The sequence below is a fragment of the Arsenicibacter sp. R0_47 genome, assembly GCF_057652235.1.
On record NZ_JBYFCJ010000007.1, the window covers coordinates 192,179 to 215,158 of the forward strand.

Here is a 22,980-nt window from a genome sequence, read left to right on the forward strand (position 1 = left end):
AATCGGTAGCGTTGCTATCATAACTGCGATGAATTCCGTAAAATTGCATTAGTCATGGAAAACGCACGTCCTAATCAACACTTACGCAAAGCGGCATCTCAGTTTGGAAGCCGGTCGCAGTCAGGCAATCACTGGCTCGATACGGGTTTGGGTAAATTACCTCCTCAGGCGGTAGATGTAGAGGAGGCGGTATTGGGAGCATTGATGATTGAAAAAGATGCGCTGTCCGCCGTAGTCGACATTTTAAAGCCGGAAACATTTTATAAAGAGTCTCATCAACGCATCTATAATGCGATTCTAACACTGTTCGCTAATTCTGAACCGATTGATTTGCTGACGGTTACGCAGCAACTCCGGAAGGCGGGTGAACTGGAGTTCGTTGGTGGCGCTACCTACATTTCAGAGCTGACGATCCGCGTTAACTCGGCGGCCAATATTGAATATCACGCCCGTGTAATTTCGGAACATGCCCTGAAGCGGGCAATGATCACGATGGCGTCGGTCATTCTGCGGGATGCCTACGAAGATACAACCGATGTCTTCTCCCTGCTGGATCAGGCGGAGCAGTCGCTGTTCCGGATTTCGGAATCGAATATTAAGAAGAACTATGCCGACATGAGCAGTATCGTGCGGCAGGCGCTGGCCGAACTGGAGACGAAGAAAAACAACAAGGACGGATTGACGGGTGTGCCCTCGGGCTTTAGCGCACTCGACCGCCTTACATCTGGCTGGCAGCGTTCCGAATTAGTGATTCTGGCCGCGCGGCCGGCGATGGGTAAATGCCTCGGTAAAGGAACAAAGGTAGTCATGTTCGATGGCAGCCTTCGAAACGTAGAAGATATTCAGGCTGGTGACCTGTTGATGGGTGATGATTCAACACCACGCCGTGTGCTTTCACTGGCGCGCGGACGGGAACGAATGTATTGGGTTCATCAGAATAAGGGTATTAGTTACCGGGTTAATGAAAGCCACATCTTATCGCTGAAACGAAGCCGGAATGAAGGACCACATACAAAAGGTGAGGTTCTGAATATCGGGATCCGCGATTATCTGACGAAATCAGATAAGTTTAAGACGAATTATAAAGGATATAAGGTTGCTGTCGAGTTTTCTGAACAGGCACTTGCCCTTGATCCTTATTTTGTTGGGCTTTGGCTTGGTGACGGTCACAGTTATAGCTCCCGGATTACAAATGTAGATCCGGAAGTCATCAGCTATCTGGGGGATTATGCTGAATCGCTCAATTTATCGCTGGTAAAATATGAGCAGACCGGTAAAACTGCCAACTACGCAATCACTACGGGTCAGCGGGGTGTCCGCTCTGAATTCTGTATTCAGAACGAACTACGCGGGATGAATGTCATTGAGCACAAGCATATTCCTCAGGCGTACCTGATAAATTCCACTGAAAACAGACTCAGGCTGTTAGCCGGTTTGATAGATAGCGACGGCCATTATCAGGAGGAGTTCAACTGTTATGAAATCACCCAGAAAAACAAGGCGTTTGCAGAACAAATCAAGTATTTGTGTGACACGCTTGGCTACCGTGTTTCGTTAAAAGAAAAAACGGCGAGGATCAGTTCGATTGGTTACGAGACAACTGTTTACCGGATACGGCTGTTTGGTAATCTGGACCGAATTCCGGTACGGATTGAGCGCAAAAAGGCAAGGCCGCTACGGGCCCGTGCTGACTGGCGCGTAACCGGCATTCAGGTTGAATACGATAAAGTGGATGACTATTACGGCTTTACCATCGATGGGAATCACCTGTTCCTGCTCGAAGATATGACCGTAACCCATAATACGGCATTTGTCGTTTCAGCGCTTCGCAATGCAGCGGTTGACTTCGGGCAACCGGTGGCGATTTTCTCCCTTGAGATGTCGGCCGTTCAGCTCGTTAATCGTCTGATTTCGGCGGAAGCGGAAATTGATAGCGAGAAAATTAAAAAAGGAAGCCTGGCACCGCATGAATGGGCACAATTGCACCATAAAATCCAGCGGTTATCGGAAGCACCGATTTTTATTGATGATACACCGGCCCTGTCCATTCTGGAGCTCCGGGCTAAATGCCGCCGTCTGAAAGCCCAGCATGATATCCAGATGGTCGTTATTGACTACCTCCAGCTGATGTCGGGTGACTCGAAGTCGGGTGGTAACCGCGAACAGGAAATTGCGTCGATTTCGCGGGCGCTGAAAAACCTTGCCAAGGAGCTGAACGTACCGGTAATTGCCCTGTCGCAGCTGAGCCGGGCCGTTGAAACGCGGGGCGGCGATAAGAAACCACAGCTGTCTGACCTTCGTGAATCGGGCTGCCTGACTGGTGATACATTGCTGGTAGATGCAGTGACCGGTAAGCGTACAACTATTCGGGAATTAGCTGAAACAAATGCCCACAATTTCTATACGCCGGGCACCAGCGAAAGCTGGCGCGTTGGACCTGAGCGTGTTACGCACGTGTTTCCGACAGGAAGAAAACCGGTTTTCAAGCTCACAACCCGTTCAGGACGAACGATCAAGGCAACCGCCAATCATGCCTTTCTAAGGCTTACAGGCTGGTATCAGCTGGATGAACTAACGGTTGGAGACCGGATTGCGGTTCCGCGGTCGATTCGGGTATCAGCCCCACAAAACCCGCTGTCTGAGCATGAAATAATTTTGTTAGCGCACCTGCTGGGCGACGGATGCGTGTTGCCAAAACAACCATATCACTATACCAGTGCCGATGAGGCTAACCTTGCGATTGTTGAAGAAACGGCAAAAGCGCTTTTCGGCATTACCCCGCGTCGGGTAAAACAAGGAACCTCTGATGAGGCTGGCTGGCAGCACGTTTACCTGCCGGCACCTTATGCCTTGACGCATGGTGTCCGTCATCCGATTACAGATTGGTACAATCGTCTGGGACTGGACCGGGTACGTAGTTATGAAAAACGTATTCCTCATGCGCTGTTTACCTGTGATGAGACACGTATTGCCCTCTTCCTGCACCACCTTTGGGCAACGGATGGCAATATCAGCTGGAAACGACAGGCAAAACGTAAACCAGGTGCTGCTATTTACTATGCCACATCGAGTGAACAATTAGCCCATGAGGTACAACATCTTTTGCTGCGGTTAGGAATCCTGTCGACAATCAGACAGCAAACAGGCGGAAAGCACCGCCCGATGTATCATGTTCATGTACAGGGTAAAGAACAGCAAATGGCCTTCCTGAAGCTGGTGAACAGCTATGGGCAGCGGGGTGAGCTGGCTGATGAGCTTCTGGCTGCACTTGATGAGGTGAAGGAAAATACCAATATAGACGTTATTCCGCAGGAAGTCTGGCATTCGGTTGTTGTTGGTTGCAAAACAGAGGATAAGATTAGCTGGCGACGATTGTCTGAACAAATTGGTACAGCCTATTCCGGTTCAGCCATGTTTAAAGCAGGCGTTTCGCGTCAGCGAATGTCCCGTCTGCACGAAGCAATGCCCCATGATGTGTTGAAACAATTGGCAGAATCAGATGTATTGTGGGATGAAATTGTATCCATAGAGTCGCTTGGAGAGGAGGATGTTTACGATGCCACCGTACCAAGTGTGCATAATTTTGTAGCCAACGATATTATCGTCCATAACAGTATCGAGCAGGATGCTGATATGGTCTGCTTTCTGTATCGTCCTGAATACTACAACATTACGCAGGATGAGAACGGTAATTCAACGATGGGTATCGGCGAGGTGATTGTGGCGAAAAACCGGAGCGGCTCGCTGGATACGATTCAGCTGCGGTTTATCAATAAATTCACTAAGTTCTGCGACGTTGACACGTACTTTGAGCCGGTGGCAAACCAAGGCTTCCCGCCGGGCGGCGGCTTCGGCAGCAACGTATCGGGACTAAGCAGTTTTGATGCGCCGGCAGCGCCACCGGTAGGTGGTACATTCCGCAGCAAGGCCAACGACCTGTCAAACTTCGGCCATGCCGACCCGTCCCAGCAGACACCTTTTTAAATTAAAGAGCGAGATAATGAAAGAGTGAAAGAGTGGCGTTTATGCTACCCTTTCACTCTTTTGCTTTTTCACTCGTTCGCTCTTTTCTCCAGCACGACAATGTTTTCCACATGGTGCGTGTGCGGGAACATATCAACCGGCTGAACGGCCGTAACCTCATACAGTTCATCCAGAATCGCCAGGTCACGGGCCTGTGTCGCCGTATTGCAGCTCACGTAAACAATCCGTTGCGGGGCGGCTTTCAGCAACTGGCGCGTCACTTCTTCGTCCATACCGGCGCGCGGCGGGTCAGTGATGACCACATCCGGATGCCCGTGCGTATCCATAAACTCATCGGTCAGCAATGCTTTCATATCGCCGGCAAAAAATGACGCATTATCAATGCCGTTAATTTTTGCGTTCACGTTTGCATCATTCACCGCCATTTCGACGTATTCAATACCGACGACCCGTTTCGCCATGCGCGCTACAAACAGGGCAATCGTACCGGTACCGGTGTAGAGGTCATAGACGAGTTCTTCGCCGGTCAGCTTCGCACCGTCGCGGGCGATGCGGTAGAGCTCATAGGCCTGTTCGCTGTTGGTCTGGTAGAACGATTTCGGGCCGATGCGGAACGTCAGCGGTTCGCCGATGCCCGGGTCCATCCGTTCTTCGATGTATGGGCGGCCTCCCACATTGATAACCTCCTGATCCTGATAGCTGTCATTCATTTTGCGGTTCAGGATGTAATTAAGGGAGGTAATCTGCGGGAAACTGGTTTGCAGGAAGCCGAGCAGTTGATTCAGGGTTTCGGGATGGTCTTCGCCGACCTGTACGGTAACCATTACTTCGCCGGTAGAGGCCGTACGGATAATCAGTGTACGGAGAAAACCGCGGTGGGTTTTCAGGTTGTACAGCGACAGGTTATGCTCCTGCACATAGTTGGCTACCGCCAGCCGGATATCATTGGACGGATCTGCCTGCAGGTAGCAGTGTTTAATGGGCAGTACCTTGTCGAAGCGCTTCGGCACGTGAAAGCCTACCGCCCGCTGGTCAATGTGTTCGCCGGAGCGTACTTCGGCGTCGGTCATCCAGCGGCCGTCGGCGCAGGTAAACTCAAGCTTGTTGCGGTAGTATTGTTTGCCTTCCGATGGCAGAATCGGCTGGAAGGGAGGGAGAGCTACTTTCCCGATCCGGGTCAGGTGGTCAACTACCTGCTGGTGTTTAAACCGGAGCTGCTCGCTATACTGTATGTGTTGCCATTTGCAGCCGCCGCAGGTCCCGAAGTGCTCACAGAAAGGCTCTGTCCGGACCGGACCATATTCGTGAACGTGTTCGACAACGGCTTCGCGGTATTGTTTTTTTGTATTGGTAATCCGGATGTCAACCAGATCGCCGGGCGCAACGGCAGGGCCGCCAAGCCGGCCTTCCACGAAAATAACGCCTTCGTCGGTACGGACCAGACATTTGCCTTCTGCGGCCACATCGTCGATGCGGATTCGTTCCAACCGGACGGCTGGTTTATGGGTCTTATGTCGCATATTCTATTGTAAAAACTGCTAAATTAAGGAGTCGTTTTGATACTGCGTGCGCTGAGCTTTCAAGTTGCGGAATTATTACAGTGTAGAGGATAGCCGGCACATGCAAACCTAACCCAATTGTTATGCAACAAAACTATACGTTACGAATTTTTAAAGTACTTATAATCTGTTTGTTAGGTCTTTTTGCACCCCGTCAATTGCTGGCAACACACATCGTCGGAGGTGAATTTGAGCTACGGTATCTGGGAGCAACCAGTCCGTATTCCCATCGGATTAACATGAATATGTATTTCGATGATATCAACGGTAATGCTCAGGCTAACGATCCGACGGTAACGATTTTCATTTTCCGGAAGCGGGATAATACCTTCATGGCAAGTGTTACCATGCCCCGCGTCAGTCAGGAACTGATCAGTTATACCAACCAGTCCTGTGCGGTCGGAGATTTACGGACAAGGCTTATTCAGTACAGCGTTGATGTTACTTTTCCGTCCGATTTCAACGACACAGGCGGCTATTACATGGTCTGGGAGCGCTGCTGCCGGAATAACATCATCAGCAACATTACCGATCCGGGCGGGGCGGGGTCTGTATTTTACCTGGAGTTTCCGGCACCTTATGTAGGGCGGGCAGCGTTTGCCAACACATCCCCGATATTTGGTAAAGCCATCGGTGACTACATTTGCATCAACCGGCCGTTCACATTTAGTTTTGCCGCAACCGATCCCGACGGCGATAGTCTTACTTATAAAATCGTAACACCCTACAATGGGTATAGTGACCGCAACCAGCCGAATCCGAGTCAGGCAGTACCTCCAAGGGCCGATGCGGGTCCGTATCCGAATGTAACCTGGGTAAATGGTATTTCGGACCGAAACTCAATTCCCGGATCGTTGCCGCTTCAAATCAATCCCCGAACGGGTTTGCTTACGGTTGTTGCCGGTACGACAGGCTTGTATGTCTTTTCCGTTGAAGTAGACGAATACCGGCGGATTCCGGGCCAGGCGCCGGTGCGTATCGGTCGTGTCCGGCGGGATTTTCAGCTGAAAGTCCTCGATTGTCCGATAAATAATCCGCCCAAAATAGCCATGAAGCTTGAGGGGCAAAAGGAGTTTTATAAAGAAGGTACAGTCATTACCATTCAGGAAAAAGACCAGAATTGCTTTGACCTGTTTGTGACGGATCCGGATCTCAATCAGCGGGTGACCATCGTCAATGCCAGCGGCACGCTCCCCGGATTGTCGCTTTCGGCTACGGACATGGTTATCCGGAGTAAATCCGATACGCTGAAATCGCGGTTCTGCTTCGGAAAATGCGTCGGGAACGGAGGAGTGGTCACGCTGGCCATCCGGGCCGTTGACGAAAGCTGTCCGCAGGGGCTTAGTGATACGCTCTATGTGCAGGTGCGCATTGTGCCGGAACCGGTAAACCGGCCGGATATTATTACCAATCTGACCAACAACAAGGCAAGTATATCGGTTGGATCGTCGCTGAGTTTTAATGCGATCGGGACCGATACCGATGGGGATGTCATTTCGGTACAGGCCATCGGGCGGGGTTTCACGCTTTCTCAGGCCAATATGTCGTTCACGACCACTAGCGGCACCGGTAAGATCTCGCCCAGGTTTGTCTGGAACCCACAGTGCGCGCAGGCGACCCGACCGGAGTATATTGTTGATTTTATCGTGACCAAACAACGGTGCAACCGCACCTACAGCGACACCGTAACGGTCAACCTTGCGGCTATTGGCAAGCCGAGTCAGCAACCCGTCATTACCACGTCGCTCAGCCAGTCAATCGTAACGATGGTAGTCAGTCCGACCGATACTACATCCATCCGCTTTACTGTGCTGGCCAATGATCCGGAGCGGGATTCATTGACGATGAAAATGCAGGGACAGGGCTTCGATCCGAGAGCGTTAGGGGCGACGTTTGCGGATAAAAACGGGGTACCGATGCTCTCCTCCGGCTTTAGCTGGCGACCGACCTGCGACATGCTGAACGGTAAAGACGAAGCGATTTATACCATCAACTTTGTTGCCGATGACCGAAGCTGCCAGCCGGATCATACCGCTACCACGGCTGTTCAGGTACGCCTGGTGAATCCGGCAGCAACGGCCGTTGATGTCAGCATTCCGAATGTGATTACACCGAACGGTGACGGGAAAAATGATACCTGGCGAATTTCAACTCTACCGGTTGATAACTGTTCGGAGCAGTTCCGGTTTGTTCAGATTCTTAACCGCTGGGGTAAGGAAGTCTTCCGGTCGACCAGCCGGGATTTCCAGTGGGACGGCGACAATCTGCCTGTCGGGACTTATTTTTACCTGATTCAGTACACTACCAAACAATACAAAGGGCCGCTGACGATTATCCGCTGATGGGGCATAGAGCGGGGGGCATAGTGGATTGGGTGGCGCTATGCCCCCGCTCTATGCCCTATGCTAACAAAAAAAGGGCGTAGAGTCCCGGACATCATTGCCCGTGGCCCTACGCCCTTTGCATTGCGCTCTCTGCCGTTAAATCAGCTTCCAGCCATCACGGTATTTACGGGAAACGAACTGGTTCGCTTCGTCGAAGTTCGTGATCTTCATGTTTTTGCCGTCCCATGTCAGCTTTTTGCGGCCAGGGTAGTCGAAACCACCACCGTTGCGGGCTGTCCGCACATTGTAGCTGCGGATAGCAAGGTTACCCATCAGAACAGATTCGGTCAGCGGGCCGGCAAAGTCGAACGACGATGTCAGCTCTTTGTGCTCTTTGCTGTTGAAGCCGGCTTTGCAGGCATTGGTCCACAATACCTGGTGGCCGTATTCCGGATAAGTCTTATCGTTCTGGCGGGCAACTTCTTCGGCCGACAGTTCGAATTTCTCGCCTTTTTTCGTGAATACTTTCGGATCGCGGCCATACATGCCACACATCATCAGGCCTTTATCACCGATCATAAAAACACCGTTAGCGCCGCCGTCATCGCTCATCGGCTCGTTTTCCGGCAGAAATTCCGGACGGAACGGGCGGATACCACCGTCTGACCAGGTCATTTTCACCGGTGTTTTGTTTTTGTCAGTTGCCGGGAAGGCCAGCTGCACATACGACGATGGCGGGCAACCTTCAGGGATGTATTCCGGCGTCCAGTCTTTGAGGAATACGGCACCAATGCTGGCTTCTACTTCAGTAGGGTAGCCCAGGCCCAGTACCCGGAATGGAGCGTCCATCTGGTGGCATCCGATATCGCCGAGAGCGCCGGCGCCGAAGTTCCACCAACCACGCCATTTAAACGGGTGATAAGCAGGTGTAAAGCCAACCTTTTCTGCCGGCCCGATCCAGGTATCCCAGTCCAGTTCCGATGGTACTTCGCCCGCTCCCGCAGGAACCGGAATGCCTTGCGGCCAAACCGGCCGGTTCGTCCAGATATGAATGGTATGTACTTTACCAATCAGACCTTTATCAAACCATTCGACCATTTTTTTCTGTGACGGGTTTGATGACCCCTGGTTACCCATCTGCGTAACCACTTTGTATTTACGGGCAGCTTCCGTCAGCATCCGCGCCTCGTAGATGTTGTGGGTCAGTGGTTTCTGCACATACACGTGCTTACCCAGCTGCATCGCGGCCATCGCCACAACCGCGTGTGAGTGGTCAGCGGTCGATACCGTTACGGCGTCGATGTTTTTCGCTTCTTTCTCCAGCATTACGCGGAAGTCCTTATAACGGGCCGCTTTTGCGTGGGTCTCGAAGTTCTTTTTCACCTGATCGCGGCCCCAGTCCACATCGCAGAGGGCGACAAGATTGTTAGCGCCTTTATTGAACGCATTGTTGGTATCAGAAAAGCCTTTACCGGCAACACCAACACCGGCAATATTTAGTTTGTCTGAAGGGGCGATGAACCCTTTCCCGAGTACGTGCCGTGGGACGATAAAGAAACTACCGGCGGCGGCTAAGGCTCCTGCCTGGATAAACTGCCGGCGGCTTGTTGTGGTTGAGTTTTGTTCTTTCTGGCTCATGAACGAAGTAAGTGGCATTTATTGCAATAAAGGCACAATCTTAATTTTTTTACTAAATCGGGCGAAGATTTGTTAGAAAGTTTAACGTGAGCCGGAACCGCCCCGAAGGCGGTTTTTTTATTATAACCTGCTTATTCACTACCGTTTATTTATGTGTACGATTTGTCTTATTGTAGGTATTTATTGAATTGTGTACATACCAAAGTACACAATCTGGTATGTAATTTGTACAAAGGCGTATTTTTCACACTTAAATAAACTTCAAATGTTCCACAAAAAGAATGGCGATTACGGTTCGCTTTTTTCTCCGCTCCCACGGCAAAGACAAGGCCGGTAATAAAAAACCTTTCTCTAATCCACACCCGATTACCTGTAGAATTACAGTTGATGGCTGTATTGATCCGGGATTTGCTACAGGTGTTCGCGTTGATCCTGATCTATGGGATCAAAAAGGACAGAAAGCCGGTGGCCGTGGTGATCATGCTCAGAGGGTCACAAGGCTTATTACCCAAATCCGCACAAAGCTTGAGCAAATCCACGACTGGCAGTTAGAGCGATACCAGAACCAGAACGGCCCTAAGCCAACCCCAAAAACAGTACATTACGAGTATAAGACGGGTAAACGACCTGATGTAATGGAGGAGGCTGGCCCGGTGCCGGTAAAGGGCATGACGCTGATCCGGGCTTTTGAATCCTTTATTGCTAAACTCAGGGAAGAACAGCATACACCTATCGGGCTTCACAGTGCTACTATCGGGGATTACGAACATGCCTTAAAGTACCTCAAATCATTTCTTGGTAATGATACCTATCTGAGGGCTGATGAGGTAACAGCCGGTTGGCTGAGGCGTTTTTATGCATGGTTGTTAAGCCAGCCTAAAGAGCGTAAGAGTAAAACAAACCGGCCACGTTCCCTCACCGTCACGGCCCGCACGGTATTGCGGGTTTCTACCGTACTGGATTATCTGAGGGAGTTTGAGGTATTACCCGGCGGAAATCCGCTGAGGGACATTAAGCTACAGCAATCACCGGATAAAGACGTTTACTTTATGGAGATTGAACACATAGAGCGGCTTTTTGATCTTAAGTTGAAGCGTACAGCCGGTATAGCTTTATGGTGGGCAAAACTCATGGTGATTACCGGTATGGATTATCCTGATGCGGTAGTATTTGCACACAACAGGGAAAGATACACACAAAGAACACAGTACGGTGATAAGCTGGCAATCAGGCGGCTTAAATCCGGTGTAAAAAGTGAGGTTCCGGTGACAGGAGTAGCATTGACGCGGTTAAACGCCCTGTTTGATGAATACCCGGCAGGGCCACGGGTTTACGATCACACATACATTAACAAACTCCTTGAGGGGATCGCCGGAAAGATCGGGTTTACCGATAACCTTACGGTTAAGATTCTCAGGAAAACGGCAGGTGCATGGATGTTATGGAGAGGCTTTCGCCTTGAGGCTGTCTCAAAGGCTTTAGGGCATAGCAGTATAACGACTACCCAGCGCTACTATGTTAAGATCACCGGCACGCTCATAGATTTGGAAATGCAGCGATTAAGTGAGGGCGGATCAAAAGCCGCTTAAATGCTGAGGCCCGACGATTGCCGGGCCTCTTTTCAGTCTTCAAACTTGAATACTTCGTTGATTTGCCGCACCTGTTCGGCCAGCTCCTCCGGTGTAATCGGTTTAATCTCCTTCTTCTTTGCCATTTCTTAAAAAAGTACAACGGTCTTTCGGTAAATCCCGTGGGTTTGTTTTGCTGAGGTCTTGGTTTTATCCTAATTTATTGGCCGCTTTGTCGCGCTCTATCTTCTCCTGTACGGCCTCTACAATCCAGTCAATTATTGATATTGCTATTTTACGCTCCCTGGGCTTTGGTCTCAGTTCCCGCAGTTCGTTAATGCTGTCTACCTCCTCCGTGGTCAGCTTTACATTAAACGCTTTCAGTTTACTATTGTTATCCATTTCAGCACTAAAATTAGTGTTAATTACAGTGTTAAATTTAACCTTGTGAACTTTAGGGCCAAATCAGCACTAAAAATAACACTTTTTCCAGCGGCGTTTGCAACTGATGCGATCACGTACCGATAATTGTGCCGTTAACATCGTAACTCAGAGAAAACACTATGCCTTCACCCAATAAGGTACTAAGGCCGTGGGAGCGTAAACCCGCTACCACGACGGCCCGGCCTTATGTCGATCTATCCTCCAACAATCAGGGCCGGAAAGAAGCAAACCGGCAAGTCTACGGCTCGCAGAGGTGGCGGGAAGCGTCAAAACGACATCTGGCCGAAAACCCGCTTTGTGTGCATTGTAAGGAAAGAGGAAACCTCACAGAGGCAACCCAGACCGACCACATTACACCAATCAATCAGGGGGGAGACCCCTGGGACAAATCAAACTATCAGGGGCTTTGTAAGCCCTGTCACGACAGGAAATCCGCAAAGGAGCGGCATTTGTATGGAAATAAGCTTTAATGAATGGTTTGACCTCTTTTCAGGTCAGCTACGCGGTTTAGGCTGGCTCGGGCCTATTGACAGAGAAGCCGCAGAGGAGGATTTTGATAATGGCCTGTCTCCGGAAGAGGCGGCAAAGACCTTGTACGACGACCTCGTAACTTTTTGATAGTCCACGCAACGCGTGACTACCTTCAACATTTTTCTAATTGACATGAACTATACAGAATACGGCATTTTTGGCATTATGGCCTTAGTTTTCCTTGCTACGTTTTTTGTAATACGAGACCTGTTTAAAGCGACCGCAGAAGAGGAGCCGTTACCAAACCTGACCGCAGAGGAGGCCAGACGTATAACCGATGAGGTGAATAAGGCCGAAGCCCTGACACTGGCGGATGTATTGGTAAATGTTAACCGACGCGCTTCTATAGGTTTTAGTTATGCTCGTGTAAGAGGTAGTATACCAACTGAGGTTCGCGGGCAACTTCAAGCGCTTGGTTATTCTATTTGTGGCGATTTCCCGCACTACGGCATTACCTGGTAATAATCAATCAACTTTTCTTTTACTCACTTTTAACTTGTTCTAAAATGTCTAACGCTCTGTTAGTGCTTATCAAGCTTCTTTGGAATCTCACCTTTAATGCGGCGCTGGTTTATGTGTTTGCGCTGGTATTTACAGACCTGCCTTACAACATACTGAAATGGAGTCCCGGCTCTCTGGTATTTGGCGGAGCGCTTACTGTTCTGTGGCTGGGAACTGCCTATAGTATTGAGGAGAAATATATTAAAGGAAAATAACTACACCGACCAATGGAAACGAAGTATTTTGTAGATGGGACTGTTCATGTATTCCCTGTCGCGCTAACAACTGCTCAGGTGCATAGAATTTCACGAATAATAAGTGAAGGTGGGCACGAGTTTGTGGGGACTTATAAAGGGGAACCAATCTTTAGGTTTGCAGGAGTCTTTTACTGTGGAGTACGCCCGGACGGTGGTTTATTCTGTTATGGCGAAAAGATTGACAAAGAGCTTGAGCGCCTTTATGGGACTACCACCGCAAAGCCTGTTGCTGTTGAGCAAAAGGAAGCGGCCATTATGGATGAGTACCACAAGCATAAGCCTACGGCCGTAAAGGTGACTGTAAGCGGCGCGGCGCTCCGTGAGGCACTGGACAACTACACAGAGCGGCAAAAAGAAGCGCTTGAGCGTAAAGTAGAGGCAGCAAAGGCAGAACGCAAAGAAAAGGTAGATAAGGCTATCCGGCATATGAAGGGCCGTACACTTAGCTTTGAGTGGGAAAGATTCGAAGAGGTGATACGGGATGTGTATGATAAATATGAAAGCCCCTCTTTTTCTTTTCGTCTTTATCCGTTTAGGGTCGGAAATTTGATAAATGTTGTGCATGGCGAGCCAAGACTGACTACACCCATTGAGTTAAGCGAGCAGGAGGAGGAGGAGCTACTAACTGACTGCTTCAATAAGGTCTTGAGTAAGGGTTGTGTTACCCCCGTGCAGCATGATAGCTTTCCGCTTGGCACAAGATTTATCCTGCCATATGACTACCTGCATAATCCGGACTTTAGGCGGCTGGATGGTTTGACGTTAGAGCCTCAGGTATGGGATGCGCTCAATTTCATAAAGACAGGTATCGACATGCTGCATAAGGTAGAAAAGGAAGAACTATCCGTTGTGCAGTACAGGGCAATAATTGATCAGGTATCTGTACTTAGTGAGCAGTTAACTGATGCTGCATTCAGTTAATAACACAGTTTAACGGTATTGAAAGGCCATAATGAGCGCTTAATGTGCATTGTTATGGCCTTTTTTATTACCCTCTCTGCTGAGGTGCTTTCCGGCCCTAACTGGCTGAGGCAGAGGGGGTGGGGTCAAATCCCAAACGAGCCGGTTTTTCCGACCGGACATCCAGGAGTAGAGATGTGCGTGCAAAATTTTTTCGACCCCGGCACCCCCCGGGGCAATTCAAACTCAACGTAACTTAATGGGACGATCTAAAACAACTGACGACGATAAACGTAAACGTGGTACTAATCAGCCATGTAGAACGAAAAAGGAGGCAGAAAAATCCGAACAGAAGCCACTTTCACGGATGCCGGTTTTGCCGGATTACATCTGCGAGCAAGGTAAACGAATATGGCGCGAATACGGCCCGAAGCTCCTTGAAGCCGGTCTTTTGGCAGATAGTGAAATTTTAGCGTTCGGCCGGTACTGTCACTACATGGGCCTCTACATGCGGATCATGGGAGAGCTGAATAAAGAGGATTTGATTATAACAATGCCTAACGGTGTTGAGGCTCCAAGCCCCAAATGGAAAATGGCCAATGATTGTCAGGATCGGGCGGACAGGCTCGGCAGACAGTTTGGTTTATCCCCCTCTACCCGTAAGGATGTACCGGCCAAAGAACAGAAAAAAGCCCACCCGTTAGCCGGATTACTGTAATGGCCCGGCAGCGGAAGAATTACAACCCCACGGTAATGAAATACTGTGAGGAGGTATTGTCCGGCAGACAAATAGCGGGTAAGTATACCCGGCTGGCCGTTGAGCGTTTTTTGTCGGACATCGAATCAGGGCGTGACCGTGGGTTAACTCTCGATCATAAGACAGGAGAGCGGGTAATTAACTTCTTTCACCTCCTCCGGCACCATAAAGGGCAACTGGCCGGTAAGCCGATACACCTTGAGCCTCACCAGCAATTTTATGTATACAATTTGTTCGGGTGGAAACGGGAAAACGGTACGCGGCGCTTTCGGCGGAGTTACAAAGAAGTTGCCAGGAAGAACGGTAAAACTACGGAGTGTGCGGGTAAGGCCATGTTTACCACGACGCTCGACGGTGAGCAGGGAGCACAGGTCTATTTTGTCGCCACGAAAGAGGAACAAGCGCGGATCGGGTTTGACGACGTTTGGAAAATTGCCCGCAAAACGCCCGGCTTTGAGTTCCGGAAAGAGAATCCGGACGGGCTGTTTGAGGTCTTTAAAAAGTCCGTTTTCGTCCCCTACACCGGCTCCTTTATCAAGCCCGTTGGTAGTGACTCAAAAACACAAGATGGTTTTGACCCTCACCATGCCATTATCGACGAATACCACGAGCACAAGACGGACGGTATGTTACACGTAATGTCTTCGGGGATGGGGGCACGCCGTCAACCCCTCATAGACATTATTACCACGGCCGGTTTTAACAAGACTTACCCCTGTTACGGTTACCGGAAACTGGTAACGGATGTGTTAGAGGGGCGGGTAAGTAATGACGCTCTGTTTGGCTTGATTTTTACGCTCGATGATGACGACGACTGGCAGAATACCGACGTTTGGGGCAAAGCAAACCCCAATCTGGGAGCCTCGATCTACCTCGACAACCTGAAAGACGACGCAAAAGAGGCACTGGACAGGGGCGGTGAGGCGCTGGTAAACTTTCAGACCAAGAACCTGAATAAGTGGATGGATGCCGCCAAAACGTGGATTCAGCACGAAAAATGGGTAAAATACGGTAAAACGATTGATCGTGAGGCGCTGAGGGGCCGGAAATGCTACGGAGGGTTAGACCTCTCCGCCACACAGGATTTTACGGCGTTTTCGCTCATTTTCCCCATGCCCGATGGCACGTTTCAGCTTCTTGTCTGGCTCTGGATACCGGAGGATACCGTAAAGGCCCGTATCGACGCGGGACTATCTGACCTCCGGAAGTGGATCAATGACGGGTGGGTAAAGACCTGTCCGGGCGGTACGATCAACTATAACCAGATTACATCTGAAATTCTGGCCTATTGCAAGTATTACAAGGTGGAATCAATCGCCCGTGACCCGTGGAACTCTACCAGCGTAGTACAGGATTTGGAGGCAGAGCTACCACCACGGACGGTAGAGGGAAAACAGATAAGCCGGTTGACCGATTTTGTCCAGGGGATAAAAACGTTTGCCACACCGACAAAGGAATTTGAAAAGATGGTGCTTGAACAGCGCTTGCAGCATGGTAACAACCCGGTTCTAACATGGATGCTGTCAAACGTGGCCATCCGCACCGATGCCAGCGGCAACCAGCGGCCCGACAAAGAGAAGTCCAACGAAAAAATTGACGGGATCGTGGCGGGTATTATGGCACTTGGAGAATTTCTAACCTGGAACTGGCAGGCTACCGGCTCGGTGTACGAAGAGCGGGGATTAAGGGACTTAGGATAATTGTAATGTACGATACAAACTCAACGAAAGATAAAATGCAAACCACCGCAGACGCTCCAAGTTTAAAGGATTATTTCCGGCTGATGGTCGAAACAGCCTACAAAACTGACCTTTCCGCAAGTCTTGAGCGGGCATTCTTCACAGCCTCCGCCCAATTTGAGGCAAAGCACGGTTTCCAGATTCCCTTTTCGTTTTCCGGCTTCAAAGAGTGGTATTACCCCCGGAAAAGTCGGGGGTAGGCTGGTGTTTGTCGGAAATCCCGCCAAAACAGCCACAGCGGCGGGCTTACGTTTGTATCGCTCAACGTAACTGTAACTATTGTGGCAAACAAACTAACGAATTTGTGGGAAAGTACTCTTAAGGCAATTGGCTTGGGGTCAGAGTCCCGGAGCCTTGAAAATCCGGCCGTACCGGTAACCGCTATGGATACCTGGGAGGAAATGACCGGGGAGAGTCCAAGCGCCGGGGAACACGTAAGCCCTGAAACAGCCATGCGGTTGTCGGCTGTCTATTCGGCAATCCAGATTATCTCTGACAGTATAGCGGTTTTGCCGCTGACACTGAAACGTGAGGTAAAGAACGGCTCGGAACATGCACGGGATCATAAGCTTTGGCGGCTGCTGGCTACTACGCCCAATCAGTTTCAGACCTGGTATCAGTTTTTTCAGGCGCTGATTAGTGATGCGCTCAGGCATGGTAACGGCTACGCTCATATTATCCGGGATGGTACGGGAGCGGTACGGGAGATTCAGCATTTAGAGCCGGGGGAATGTGATCCTGTGTGGCTTAAGATCGGCCGGCAAAAGTACCTTTACTACTACGTAGACGGGGAGCTTAAGGAAAAGCGGGATATAATCCACATTACATGCCTGGGTAATAACGGCGTAATTGGGAAAAGCCCGATTGCTTTACACCGTGAAGGTATTTCCCTGGCGCTGGCGGCTCAGAAATTCGGCGCAAGGTTCTTCGGTAACGGTGCCCACTCAACGGGAGGATTCAGCACGCCGGATGCGTTATCCGATGTGGCTTTCAAGCGGTTGCATAAGCAACTAAAGGAGAAGTACGCAGGGCTTAAAAACTCTCATGTACCGATGCTCCTTGAGAGCGGGTTAAAGTACGAACGGTTCTCTATACCCCCCAATGAGGCGCAGTTTATTGAAACCCGGAAGTTTCAGATTGCCGAAATCGCCCGTATGTACCGGGTGCCTCTCCATAAATTACAGGAGCTGGAACGTTCGACAAATAACAACATCGAACAGCAAACCCAGGATTTCAAGGATGATTGTCTTTTCCCCTGGATTGAGCGGATAGAGCAGGAGTTTAAACGAAAACTACTCCTCGAATCGGAGCAACTGACAATGTGGTTTGAATTTGACATGGATTATGCTCTACGGCCTAATCCGGCAACGCGGGCCACGTATTTTGAGAAACGGTTTAACACCGGCTCCATTACGCCAAACGAAATCAGGGAGCGGGAAGGTGACAATAAGTTAGACAACCCGCTTTGTGATGAGACGTTTATTCAATCCGGTTTCCAGCCGCTGAGAGAGGAAAATTTTGCACCAAAGAATACCACCGTAACACCTCAACCTAATGGAAATCCTAGAGGTAATCAGAAACAACCAGGGCCGGAATAATTACGATCAGCGCGTATTAAGTCCGGAAGAGTCAGCGATAACGACCGAAAGCAGGGCCACGGATGGCGGTAATGTTACGGTTTTGATGGGGACGGGCGTAGTGTTCGGGGCTTTATCGAAACCCATGCTTTTGATCCTGGATTCAGGGGAGGCCGTGGAGTTCCGGGAGGTCATAGAGCCGGGCGCTTTTGATGGCTGCGATATTACTGATGTAGTATGTTGCATTGACCATGAAGAGGGTGAGCTTTTGGGCCGTACACCGGCAACGCTACGGCTGAATATTGACCGGATCGGCGTTCGCTATGAATGCGATTTGCCGCCCCTGCCAATTTCTACAAAGCTGGCCGTATACATCGACCGCAGGGATATACGCGGAAATAGTTTCCGCTTTATCGCTGACAAGGAATCTGATGTCTGGGAGCGGCTGACAGACGGGACAATTATTCGCCACATCCACAAGATAAAGCGCCTGATTGACATTGGCCCTGTTGTTCGTCCGGCCTACCCGCAGGGTGATTTAGCCGCCCGCTCATACAGTGAAAACGGACTGACTCAACAGGAGACCGGCGTTCCTGAAATCGAACCCCCTAAAACCCAACTGGCCGAACAGCGGGCCAGACAATTAACGGCCAACGAACGCACATTGGCCATGCTCAAGGTATAAACCGAATGGTCAGCCCTCCCGGGGCGGGTCTCCAATCCGGGGGCGGCTGGCCGCTATAGCCTTACCAGTTTTTTTACTTTTTCTTTTTACTCAACGTAACTTAAAATGAGTGTAAACTTGCTTGAGCTGCAAAACCGGCTCGGTCAAATCGTTGTAGAGCAACGTTCAATCAATGACAAGGCAGACAAGGCCACGGGCGCTTTGGCTGCTGAGGATCAGGCAATCTACGACAAATTAGAGGAGGAGTTCCGGAGTATTGATACCTCTGTGAAACGACTCCAGGACGCAGAGGCGCGTAACCGCCAGTTAGCTGCTACGGAGTTTGAACGCCAGCGGAATGAATCCGGCAAGGGTAGCCAGACCGACGATGAGCGGCGCTCAGAAGCGTTTGAGCGTTATTTGCGTTACGGAGCGCACAGCCTTAGCGCAGAACAGCGCAGTTTGCTGACTCCGCACATTGAAGGCCGGGCGGCTACTCCGCAAAGCGGCGCTTCGGGTAGTACAACGGGCGGGTATCTGATTCCTGCTCAGTGGTCAAACAAGCTTATCGACCAGCTCAAAGAGTTTGGCGGTATGCTGAAAGTGGCGCAGCTCCTCAATACGTCGGATGGTAATATCATTAACTATCCTACTGGTGATGATACGGCCAACATGGGTTATATCGTCGGTGAAAACGCAGATGTGACAACCGGCTCTACACCGCTTACGTTTGGCGGAGTTTCGATTTCTGCCTTTACCTACAGTTCCGGCTTTATCCTGATTCCTTACTCTCTGGTTGAGGATTCAATCATTGACATTCAGGGCCACACAGCCAAGAAAGTTGCAGAACGTTTACAGCGCGTATTGAACAAACATGCTACTGTCGGTACTGGTTCGGGTCAGCCGCAGGGGCTGGTAACGGCATGTTCTACCGGCTTTACGGGTGCGGCTGCTGCAATTGATGTGGATGGCTTGATTGAGCTGGAACATTCGGTTGATCCGGCTTACCGGGATGCCGCTTCGTGCCGGTACATGTTCCACGATGATACGCTTAAGGCGCTGAAAAAGCTTAAGGACGCGGAAGGTAATTACATCTGGAAACAGGGTGATATTACCAAAGGTGTGCCAAGTACGCTGAATGGCTATCTGTATACGATCAATCAGGACATGGACAAAATCGGTGCCGGTAAGTCTCCGGTTGTCTTTGGTGATATGAGCGCGTACATGATCCGCCAGGTAAACGGCTCCCGTATCCGTCGTCTGGATGAACGTTTTGCTGAAAACGATCAGGTGGGTTATGTTGGCTTTATGCGTTTCGATGGTAAACTGTTGAATCCATCGGCTATCAAGAAACTGAAAAACGCAGCCAGCTAACAGCTAAAAGCCGATGCAGAAAGTTAAAGTCATCGGTCTGAAAAATTGTGCGGGGGTGGATTTTACACTCTCGCTCAATTTACAGACTGAATTAGAGCCAGAAACAGCCCGTTTGTGTGTCCGTGACGGGCTTTGCCGGTACGCAGAGGAGACACCCTCAACCTCTCCGGTAGTGGAGGAAACACCGGCTCCGGTAGAGGCAGAGCCAGCCCCCGTAGTGGAGGAAACGCCCGCTCCGGTGGAGGAAACACCCGCTCCGCCCGTGATTACAATCGCTCCCAGACCAGCACGCACCCGTAACGCCCCTAAGTAATGTATAACCTTCGCCCCAAAACTAATTACCCGAAAAGTGACCTCCCCGTAACACAGGAGGAGCTTTTAGCATATGTACAGGTTGATGCCTCCGAATGGCAACCCGTAGTATTGCCCCTTTTGCTGTCCGCTATGGATGAGGTAGAGGCGCAAACCAAACAGGCTATTTTCTCCCGTGAATGGGAGCTTATTACTGATAATCTCTATGATGGTTATTGTTTGCCCGGCTGCTATGTAACAGAGGTGAAGGAGATAACGGTAGACGGGGAGGAGGTTAACGAAGGCGCTTATGAGCTTATCGGGGATTATCTGCTGTTATTCGGTTCGTTTCCTCATGCCCGCAATTACTATGGCGTAACCTACAAACGGGGTTTTCCGGCTGACTTTGTGCCGGATGCCGTAAAACAGGCGCTTAAAATCCTTGTCCGTGAATGGTACGACAACCGGGGGGATAACGCCCGTAACTGGCCTACTGTCGTGGATAAGCTGCTTAAGAACTTCAAAACCCACAAAACACCGTGAAGCAAAAGCAAATCAGTTACACATTCCCGAAACTGAACGCAAAAACAGGCAAATGGGAGGTGGTGGAAACCGGCAGCGGTGAGCCGAAAACACACGTTTTCGCTGACTGCAAGGCCGGAACCGATTTCGTGATTAAAAAGGCGCTCGGACGATGAAAGCACGCAAACCCACGCAGGTACTTGATAGGGTGCTGGTGGTGGAACAAAAGGCAACAATTAAAAACGCGTTCAATGAGTCATTCCCGGTATGGGATATGGTTTGCCGTATCCAGGGCGCAAAGGTTGAAGGAAACGGAGACGAAAAGGAAACCGAATCGGGGCGGCTTACGAGCTTTTCTAAGGTGGTTTTTTACGTTCGTTTCCGGTCTGATATAACCCCCTCTATGCGGGTTCTCTGTGACGGCGCGGAATACAACATTCTGGCCGTATCGGAACAGGGGCGCAGACAATGGACGCTCCTCGAATGCTCCCGTAAAGATTAACGTATAGATAGCTACGTTATGCGTATTCAGGTTGAAGATTCAGACCTACGGGTTTTCGATAAGCAGTTGGCGCAGGTCGGGCGGGCGTTTGACGCTACGGTGACCGGCCGAACGCTAAGGGACTCGTTAAAGCCCATGCTTGAAGCAACACAGCGTAACGCTCCCGTGGGCGGAGCCGGTAAGGAGGGAATGAAAATCAGCCTCCGCCACCGTCGTAACCCGAACGCGAACGAATACCGCAAGAACGGGGCAACCCAGGCGGATCAGCGGATAAAAATTGTTCGCGGATCAGGGGAGGCGCTGGTAGAGGGGCTGGTAGGTACATCCAAAAAACGCGGTAAGGTCGGCTGGCGTACTCACTTCCTGACCCTCGGTACAAAGCATATGGCCGCAAATGACTTTTTAACGCGGGCCTATAATGAGACAATCGGGGAGGTAGTGAACGGGTTCGGCACATCGGCGGAACGGATCGTAAAACGGATTTTAAAACGGATTTTAAAACGATGATAGCAAAAGCCATTGTGGCTATCCTGCTCGGTTCGGCGGATGTAACCTCACTGGTTGCTGACCGGATCAAACCCGTAAAATTCAATCAGGGGGAGGCTTTCCCCATGCTCGAATACAGTACGGGAGACATTGAGCGTATCCCTTGCCGCTCGGCCGATAAGGAGTTTTACGGAACGCTCGCCGTGGGAGTACTGGCCAAAACCTACCAGGAATTACAGACAGTAACAGAAGCGCTAAGGCGGGCCTTAGATGACTTCGACGGGACAATAGAGGGATACTCGCTTTCTATTGATTCAGGGCGTGAGGGTGACGACTCGGAAGATTCGGAGCTTGGAGCCTATTACAAACGGGTAGAGTTCAGCGTACACGCTACGCAGCTTTAAACATACTTACTCAACGTAACTTAGAAATGGCGGCAACCGCTAGAACCAGAAAACAGGTGAAGGGTAAAGAAATTTACCTTGCCATCAAAAAGCCAGGGGGCACCGACTTTGTAATGGTCGGGTGTGCTGAGGATATTCAGTTTAAGAGTTCCAAAGGGGAGGATAAATACTCGTGCCGGTCGGGCACCGGTAAACTACCCAACGGCGAAGACCCGGACTGGTCTTTGTCAGTCAAAGGATTCTATTTCATCTACCCGACTGGTGAAAAGGCCGCAAACGTAAGCTATGAGGATTTTTCCGACTGGCATTTGGCGGAAGAGGTTTTAGACGCGAAATGGGGTACATCGAACATCGGTGATCCTGTGTTTTCCGGCCCGCTCTTTATCAAGGATTTGAACCTTTCCGGCCCTAATGCCGGTCTGGCAACCTATGATGTTGAGCTGTCAGGCTCCGGAGCGTGGTCTAAGGCTAACGTACCTGGCTCATAATCTCCTTTACTCACAAGCGGGCTACATCATGCAGCCCGCTTGATTTTTCAATTTTTACTCAACGTAACACAATCAGAACAGCCATGAAAGGCCAGCTAGTATTGACTTTGGGCGGTAAAGCCCGTACCCTGTTTTTTGACTATTTCTTTCTTTCCATCCTGAATGCAATCATTCCGCAGGATGAGTTAGAGGCGTATTTCGAAACCAACCCGTTTCAGATTATCCCGCTTCTGACCTATTGCGGTCTCAAGTCCGGAGAGGATGTAAACGACTTGCCGGAAGATTTCAGCCAGCGCACGGCCAGCCGGTGGTTACGGGACATTTCACCGGAGGATTCAGGGCGGATTATGGAAGAGTATAAAGAAGCAATGGGGTTTATCCAAATCGCCTTTTCTGGCTTGATAGCCTCAACGCAAGCCGTAAACGAAAAGCCAAAAAGCACAGTAAAAGCGAGCCGGTAAACTGGGACG

The 22,980-nt window shown here is 50.3% G+C and carries 24 protein-coding genes; 21 read left to right on the forward strand and 3 right to left on the reverse strand.

The features are described 5' to 3' along the window. Positions 1 to 54: 54 nt before the first annotated feature. On the forward strand, positions 55 to 3,984 hold the full coding sequence (locus AC23NW_RS15285; protein ID WP_487450503.1) for a replicative DNA helicase: 3,930 nt from the start codon (positions 55 to 57) through the stop codon (positions 3,982 to 3,984). A 68-nt stretch (positions 3,985 to 4,052) separates the two neighbouring features. Here AC23NW_RS15285 and rlmD read toward each other — a convergent pair whose 3' ends face one another. Beyond that, positions 4,053 to 5,504, reverse strand: coding sequence for a 23S rRNA (uracil(1939)-C(5))-methyltransferase RlmD (gene rlmD, locus AC23NW_RS15290; protein WP_487450504.1), 1,452 nt, complete (start codon positions 5,502 to 5,504; stop codon positions 4,053 to 4,055). A 122-nt stretch (positions 5,505 to 5,626) separates the two neighbouring features. Between rlmD and AC23NW_RS15295 the strand changes: the two genes are divergently transcribed. Beyond that, positions 5,627 to 7,885 carry a T9SS type B sorting domain-containing protein gene (locus AC23NW_RS15295; protein ID WP_487450505.1) on the forward strand — a complete coding sequence of 753 codons (2,259 nt, stop codon included), beginning with the start codon at positions 5,627 to 5,629 and terminating at the stop codon, positions 7,883 to 7,885. A 138-nt stretch (positions 7,886 to 8,023) separates the two neighbouring features. Here the strand turns inward: AC23NW_RS15295 and AC23NW_RS15300 are convergent, their stop codons facing one another. After that, a complete protein-coding gene (locus tag AC23NW_RS15300; RefSeq protein ID WP_487450506.1) occupies positions 8,024 to 9,505 on the reverse strand; it encodes a Gfo/Idh/MocA family protein in 1,482 nt (493 codons plus the stop codon). Positions 9,506 to 9,786: 281 nt separating this feature from the next. Between AC23NW_RS15300 and AC23NW_RS15305 the strand changes: the two genes are divergently transcribed. Continuing rightward, on the forward strand, positions 9,787 to 11,094 hold the full coding sequence (locus AC23NW_RS15305; RefSeq protein WP_487450507.1) for a tyrosine-type recombinase/integrase: 1,308 nt from the start codon (positions 9,787 to 9,789) through the stop codon (positions 11,092 to 11,094). Positions 11,095 to 11,283: 189 nt separating this feature from the next. On the opposite strand, the gene AC23NW_RS15310 is transcribed toward AC23NW_RS15305, so the two are convergent. Continuing rightward, positions 11,284 to 11,475 carry a hypothetical protein gene (locus AC23NW_RS15310; RefSeq protein WP_487450508.1) on the reverse strand — a complete coding sequence of 64 codons (192 nt, stop codon included), beginning with the start codon at positions 11,473 to 11,475 and terminating at the stop codon, positions 11,284 to 11,286. Between the two features lie 161 nt (positions 11,476 to 11,636). On the opposite strand from AC23NW_RS15310, the gene AC23NW_RS15315 reads away from it, so the two are divergent. From AC23NW_RS15315 to AC23NW_RS15400, 18 genes are all read left to right on the forward strand, one after another. Next, the gene (locus AC23NW_RS15315) at positions 11,637 to 11,987 is read left to right on the forward strand and encodes an HNH endonuclease (protein WP_487450509.1); all 351 of its coding nucleotides are present in this window, start codon (positions 11,637 to 11,639) and stop codon (positions 11,985 to 11,987) included. A 193-nt stretch (positions 11,988 to 12,180) separates the two neighbouring features. Then, a complete protein-coding gene (locus AC23NW_RS15320) occupies positions 12,181 to 12,510 on the forward strand; it encodes a hypothetical protein (protein ID WP_487450510.1) in 330 nt (109 codons plus the stop codon). Between the two features lie 44 nt (positions 12,511 to 12,554). Continuing rightward, positions 12,555 to 12,764 (forward strand): hypothetical protein, encoded by a 210-nt coding sequence (locus AC23NW_RS15325; RefSeq protein ID WP_487450511.1) that lies wholly within the window; start codon positions 12,555 to 12,557, stop codon positions 12,762 to 12,764. A 12-nt stretch (positions 12,765 to 12,776) separates the two neighbouring features. Further along, on the forward strand, positions 12,777 to 13,727 hold the full coding sequence (locus AC23NW_RS15330) for a hypothetical protein (RefSeq protein ID WP_487450512.1): 951 nt from the start codon (positions 12,777 to 12,779) through the stop codon (positions 13,725 to 13,727). Positions 13,728 to 13,965: 238 nt separating this feature from the next. Beyond that, positions 13,966 to 14,424, forward strand: a complete 459-nt coding sequence (locus tag AC23NW_RS15335; RefSeq protein WP_487450513.1) for a phage terminase small subunit P27 family — start codon at positions 13,966 to 13,968, stop codon at positions 14,422 to 14,424. Positions 14,425 to 14,459: 35 nt separating this feature from the next. Beyond that, positions 14,460 to 16,163 (forward strand): terminase large subunit, encoded by a 1,704-nt coding sequence (locus AC23NW_RS15340; protein ID WP_487450514.1) that lies wholly within the window; start codon positions 14,460 to 14,462, stop codon positions 16,161 to 16,163. Between the two features lie 35 nt (positions 16,164 to 16,198). Beyond that, positions 16,199 to 16,402 (forward strand): hypothetical protein, encoded by a 204-nt coding sequence (locus AC23NW_RS15345; protein WP_487450515.1) that lies wholly within the window; start codon positions 16,199 to 16,201, stop codon positions 16,400 to 16,402. An 81-nt stretch (positions 16,403 to 16,483) separates the two neighbouring features. Then, positions 16,484 to 17,800, forward strand: a complete 1,317-nt coding sequence (locus tag AC23NW_RS15350) for a phage portal protein (RefSeq protein WP_487450516.1) — start codon at positions 16,484 to 16,486, stop codon at positions 17,798 to 17,800. Then, entirely contained in the window at positions 17,757 to 18,464 is a 708-nt protein-coding gene (locus AC23NW_RS15355) for an HK97 family phage prohead protease (RefSeq protein ID WP_487450517.1), read from the forward strand. The genes AC23NW_RS15350 and AC23NW_RS15355 overlap by 44 nt, the downstream gene beginning before the upstream one ends. A 105-nt stretch (positions 18,465 to 18,569) precedes the next feature. After that, a complete protein-coding gene (locus tag AC23NW_RS15360; protein WP_487450518.1) occupies positions 18,570 to 19,817 on the forward strand; it encodes a phage major capsid protein in 1,248 nt (415 codons plus the stop codon). A gap of 13 nt (positions 19,818 to 19,830) precedes the next feature. Further along, positions 19,831 to 20,130, forward strand: coding sequence for a hypothetical protein (locus tag AC23NW_RS15365; protein WP_487450519.1), 300 nt, complete (start codon positions 19,831 to 19,833; stop codon positions 20,128 to 20,130). Further along, the gene (locus AC23NW_RS15370) at positions 20,130 to 20,651 is read left to right on the forward strand and encodes a head-tail connector protein (protein WP_487450520.1); all 522 of its coding nucleotides are present in this window, start codon (positions 20,130 to 20,132) and stop codon (positions 20,649 to 20,651) included. The genes AC23NW_RS15365 and AC23NW_RS15370 overlap by 1 nt, the downstream gene beginning before the upstream one ends. Then, a complete protein-coding gene (locus AC23NW_RS15375) occupies positions 20,648 to 20,806 on the forward strand; it encodes a hypothetical protein (protein ID WP_487450521.1) in 159 nt (52 codons plus the stop codon). The genes AC23NW_RS15370 and AC23NW_RS15375 overlap by 4 nt, the downstream gene beginning before the upstream one ends. Next, a complete protein-coding gene (locus AC23NW_RS15380; RefSeq protein WP_487450522.1) occupies positions 20,803 to 21,132 on the forward strand; it encodes a phage head closure protein in 330 nt (109 codons plus the stop codon). The genes AC23NW_RS15375 and AC23NW_RS15380 overlap by 4 nt, the downstream gene beginning before the upstream one ends. Positions 21,133 to 21,150: 18 nt before the next feature. Then, a complete protein-coding gene (locus AC23NW_RS15385; RefSeq protein WP_487450523.1) occupies positions 21,151 to 21,639 on the forward strand; it encodes an HK97-gp10 family putative phage morphogenesis protein in 489 nt (162 codons plus the stop codon). Beyond that, entirely contained in the window at positions 21,636 to 22,022 is a 387-nt protein-coding gene (locus AC23NW_RS15390) for a gp17 family tail completion protein (RefSeq protein ID WP_487450524.1), read from the forward strand. Before AC23NW_RS15385 ends, AC23NW_RS15390 begins: the two co-directional genes overlap by 4 nt. 26 nt (positions 22,023 to 22,048) lie before the next feature. Then, positions 22,049 to 22,510, forward strand: coding sequence for a phage tail protein (locus AC23NW_RS15395; protein WP_487450525.1), 462 nt, complete (start codon positions 22,049 to 22,051; stop codon positions 22,508 to 22,510). A gap of 83 nt (positions 22,511 to 22,593) precedes the next feature. Next, positions 22,594 to 22,971: a hypothetical protein gene (locus tag AC23NW_RS15400; protein WP_487450526.1), complete on the forward strand. Its 378-nt coding sequence runs from the start codon at positions 22,594 to 22,596 to the stop codon at positions 22,969 to 22,971. Positions 22,972 to 22,980 lie beyond the last annotated feature (9 nt).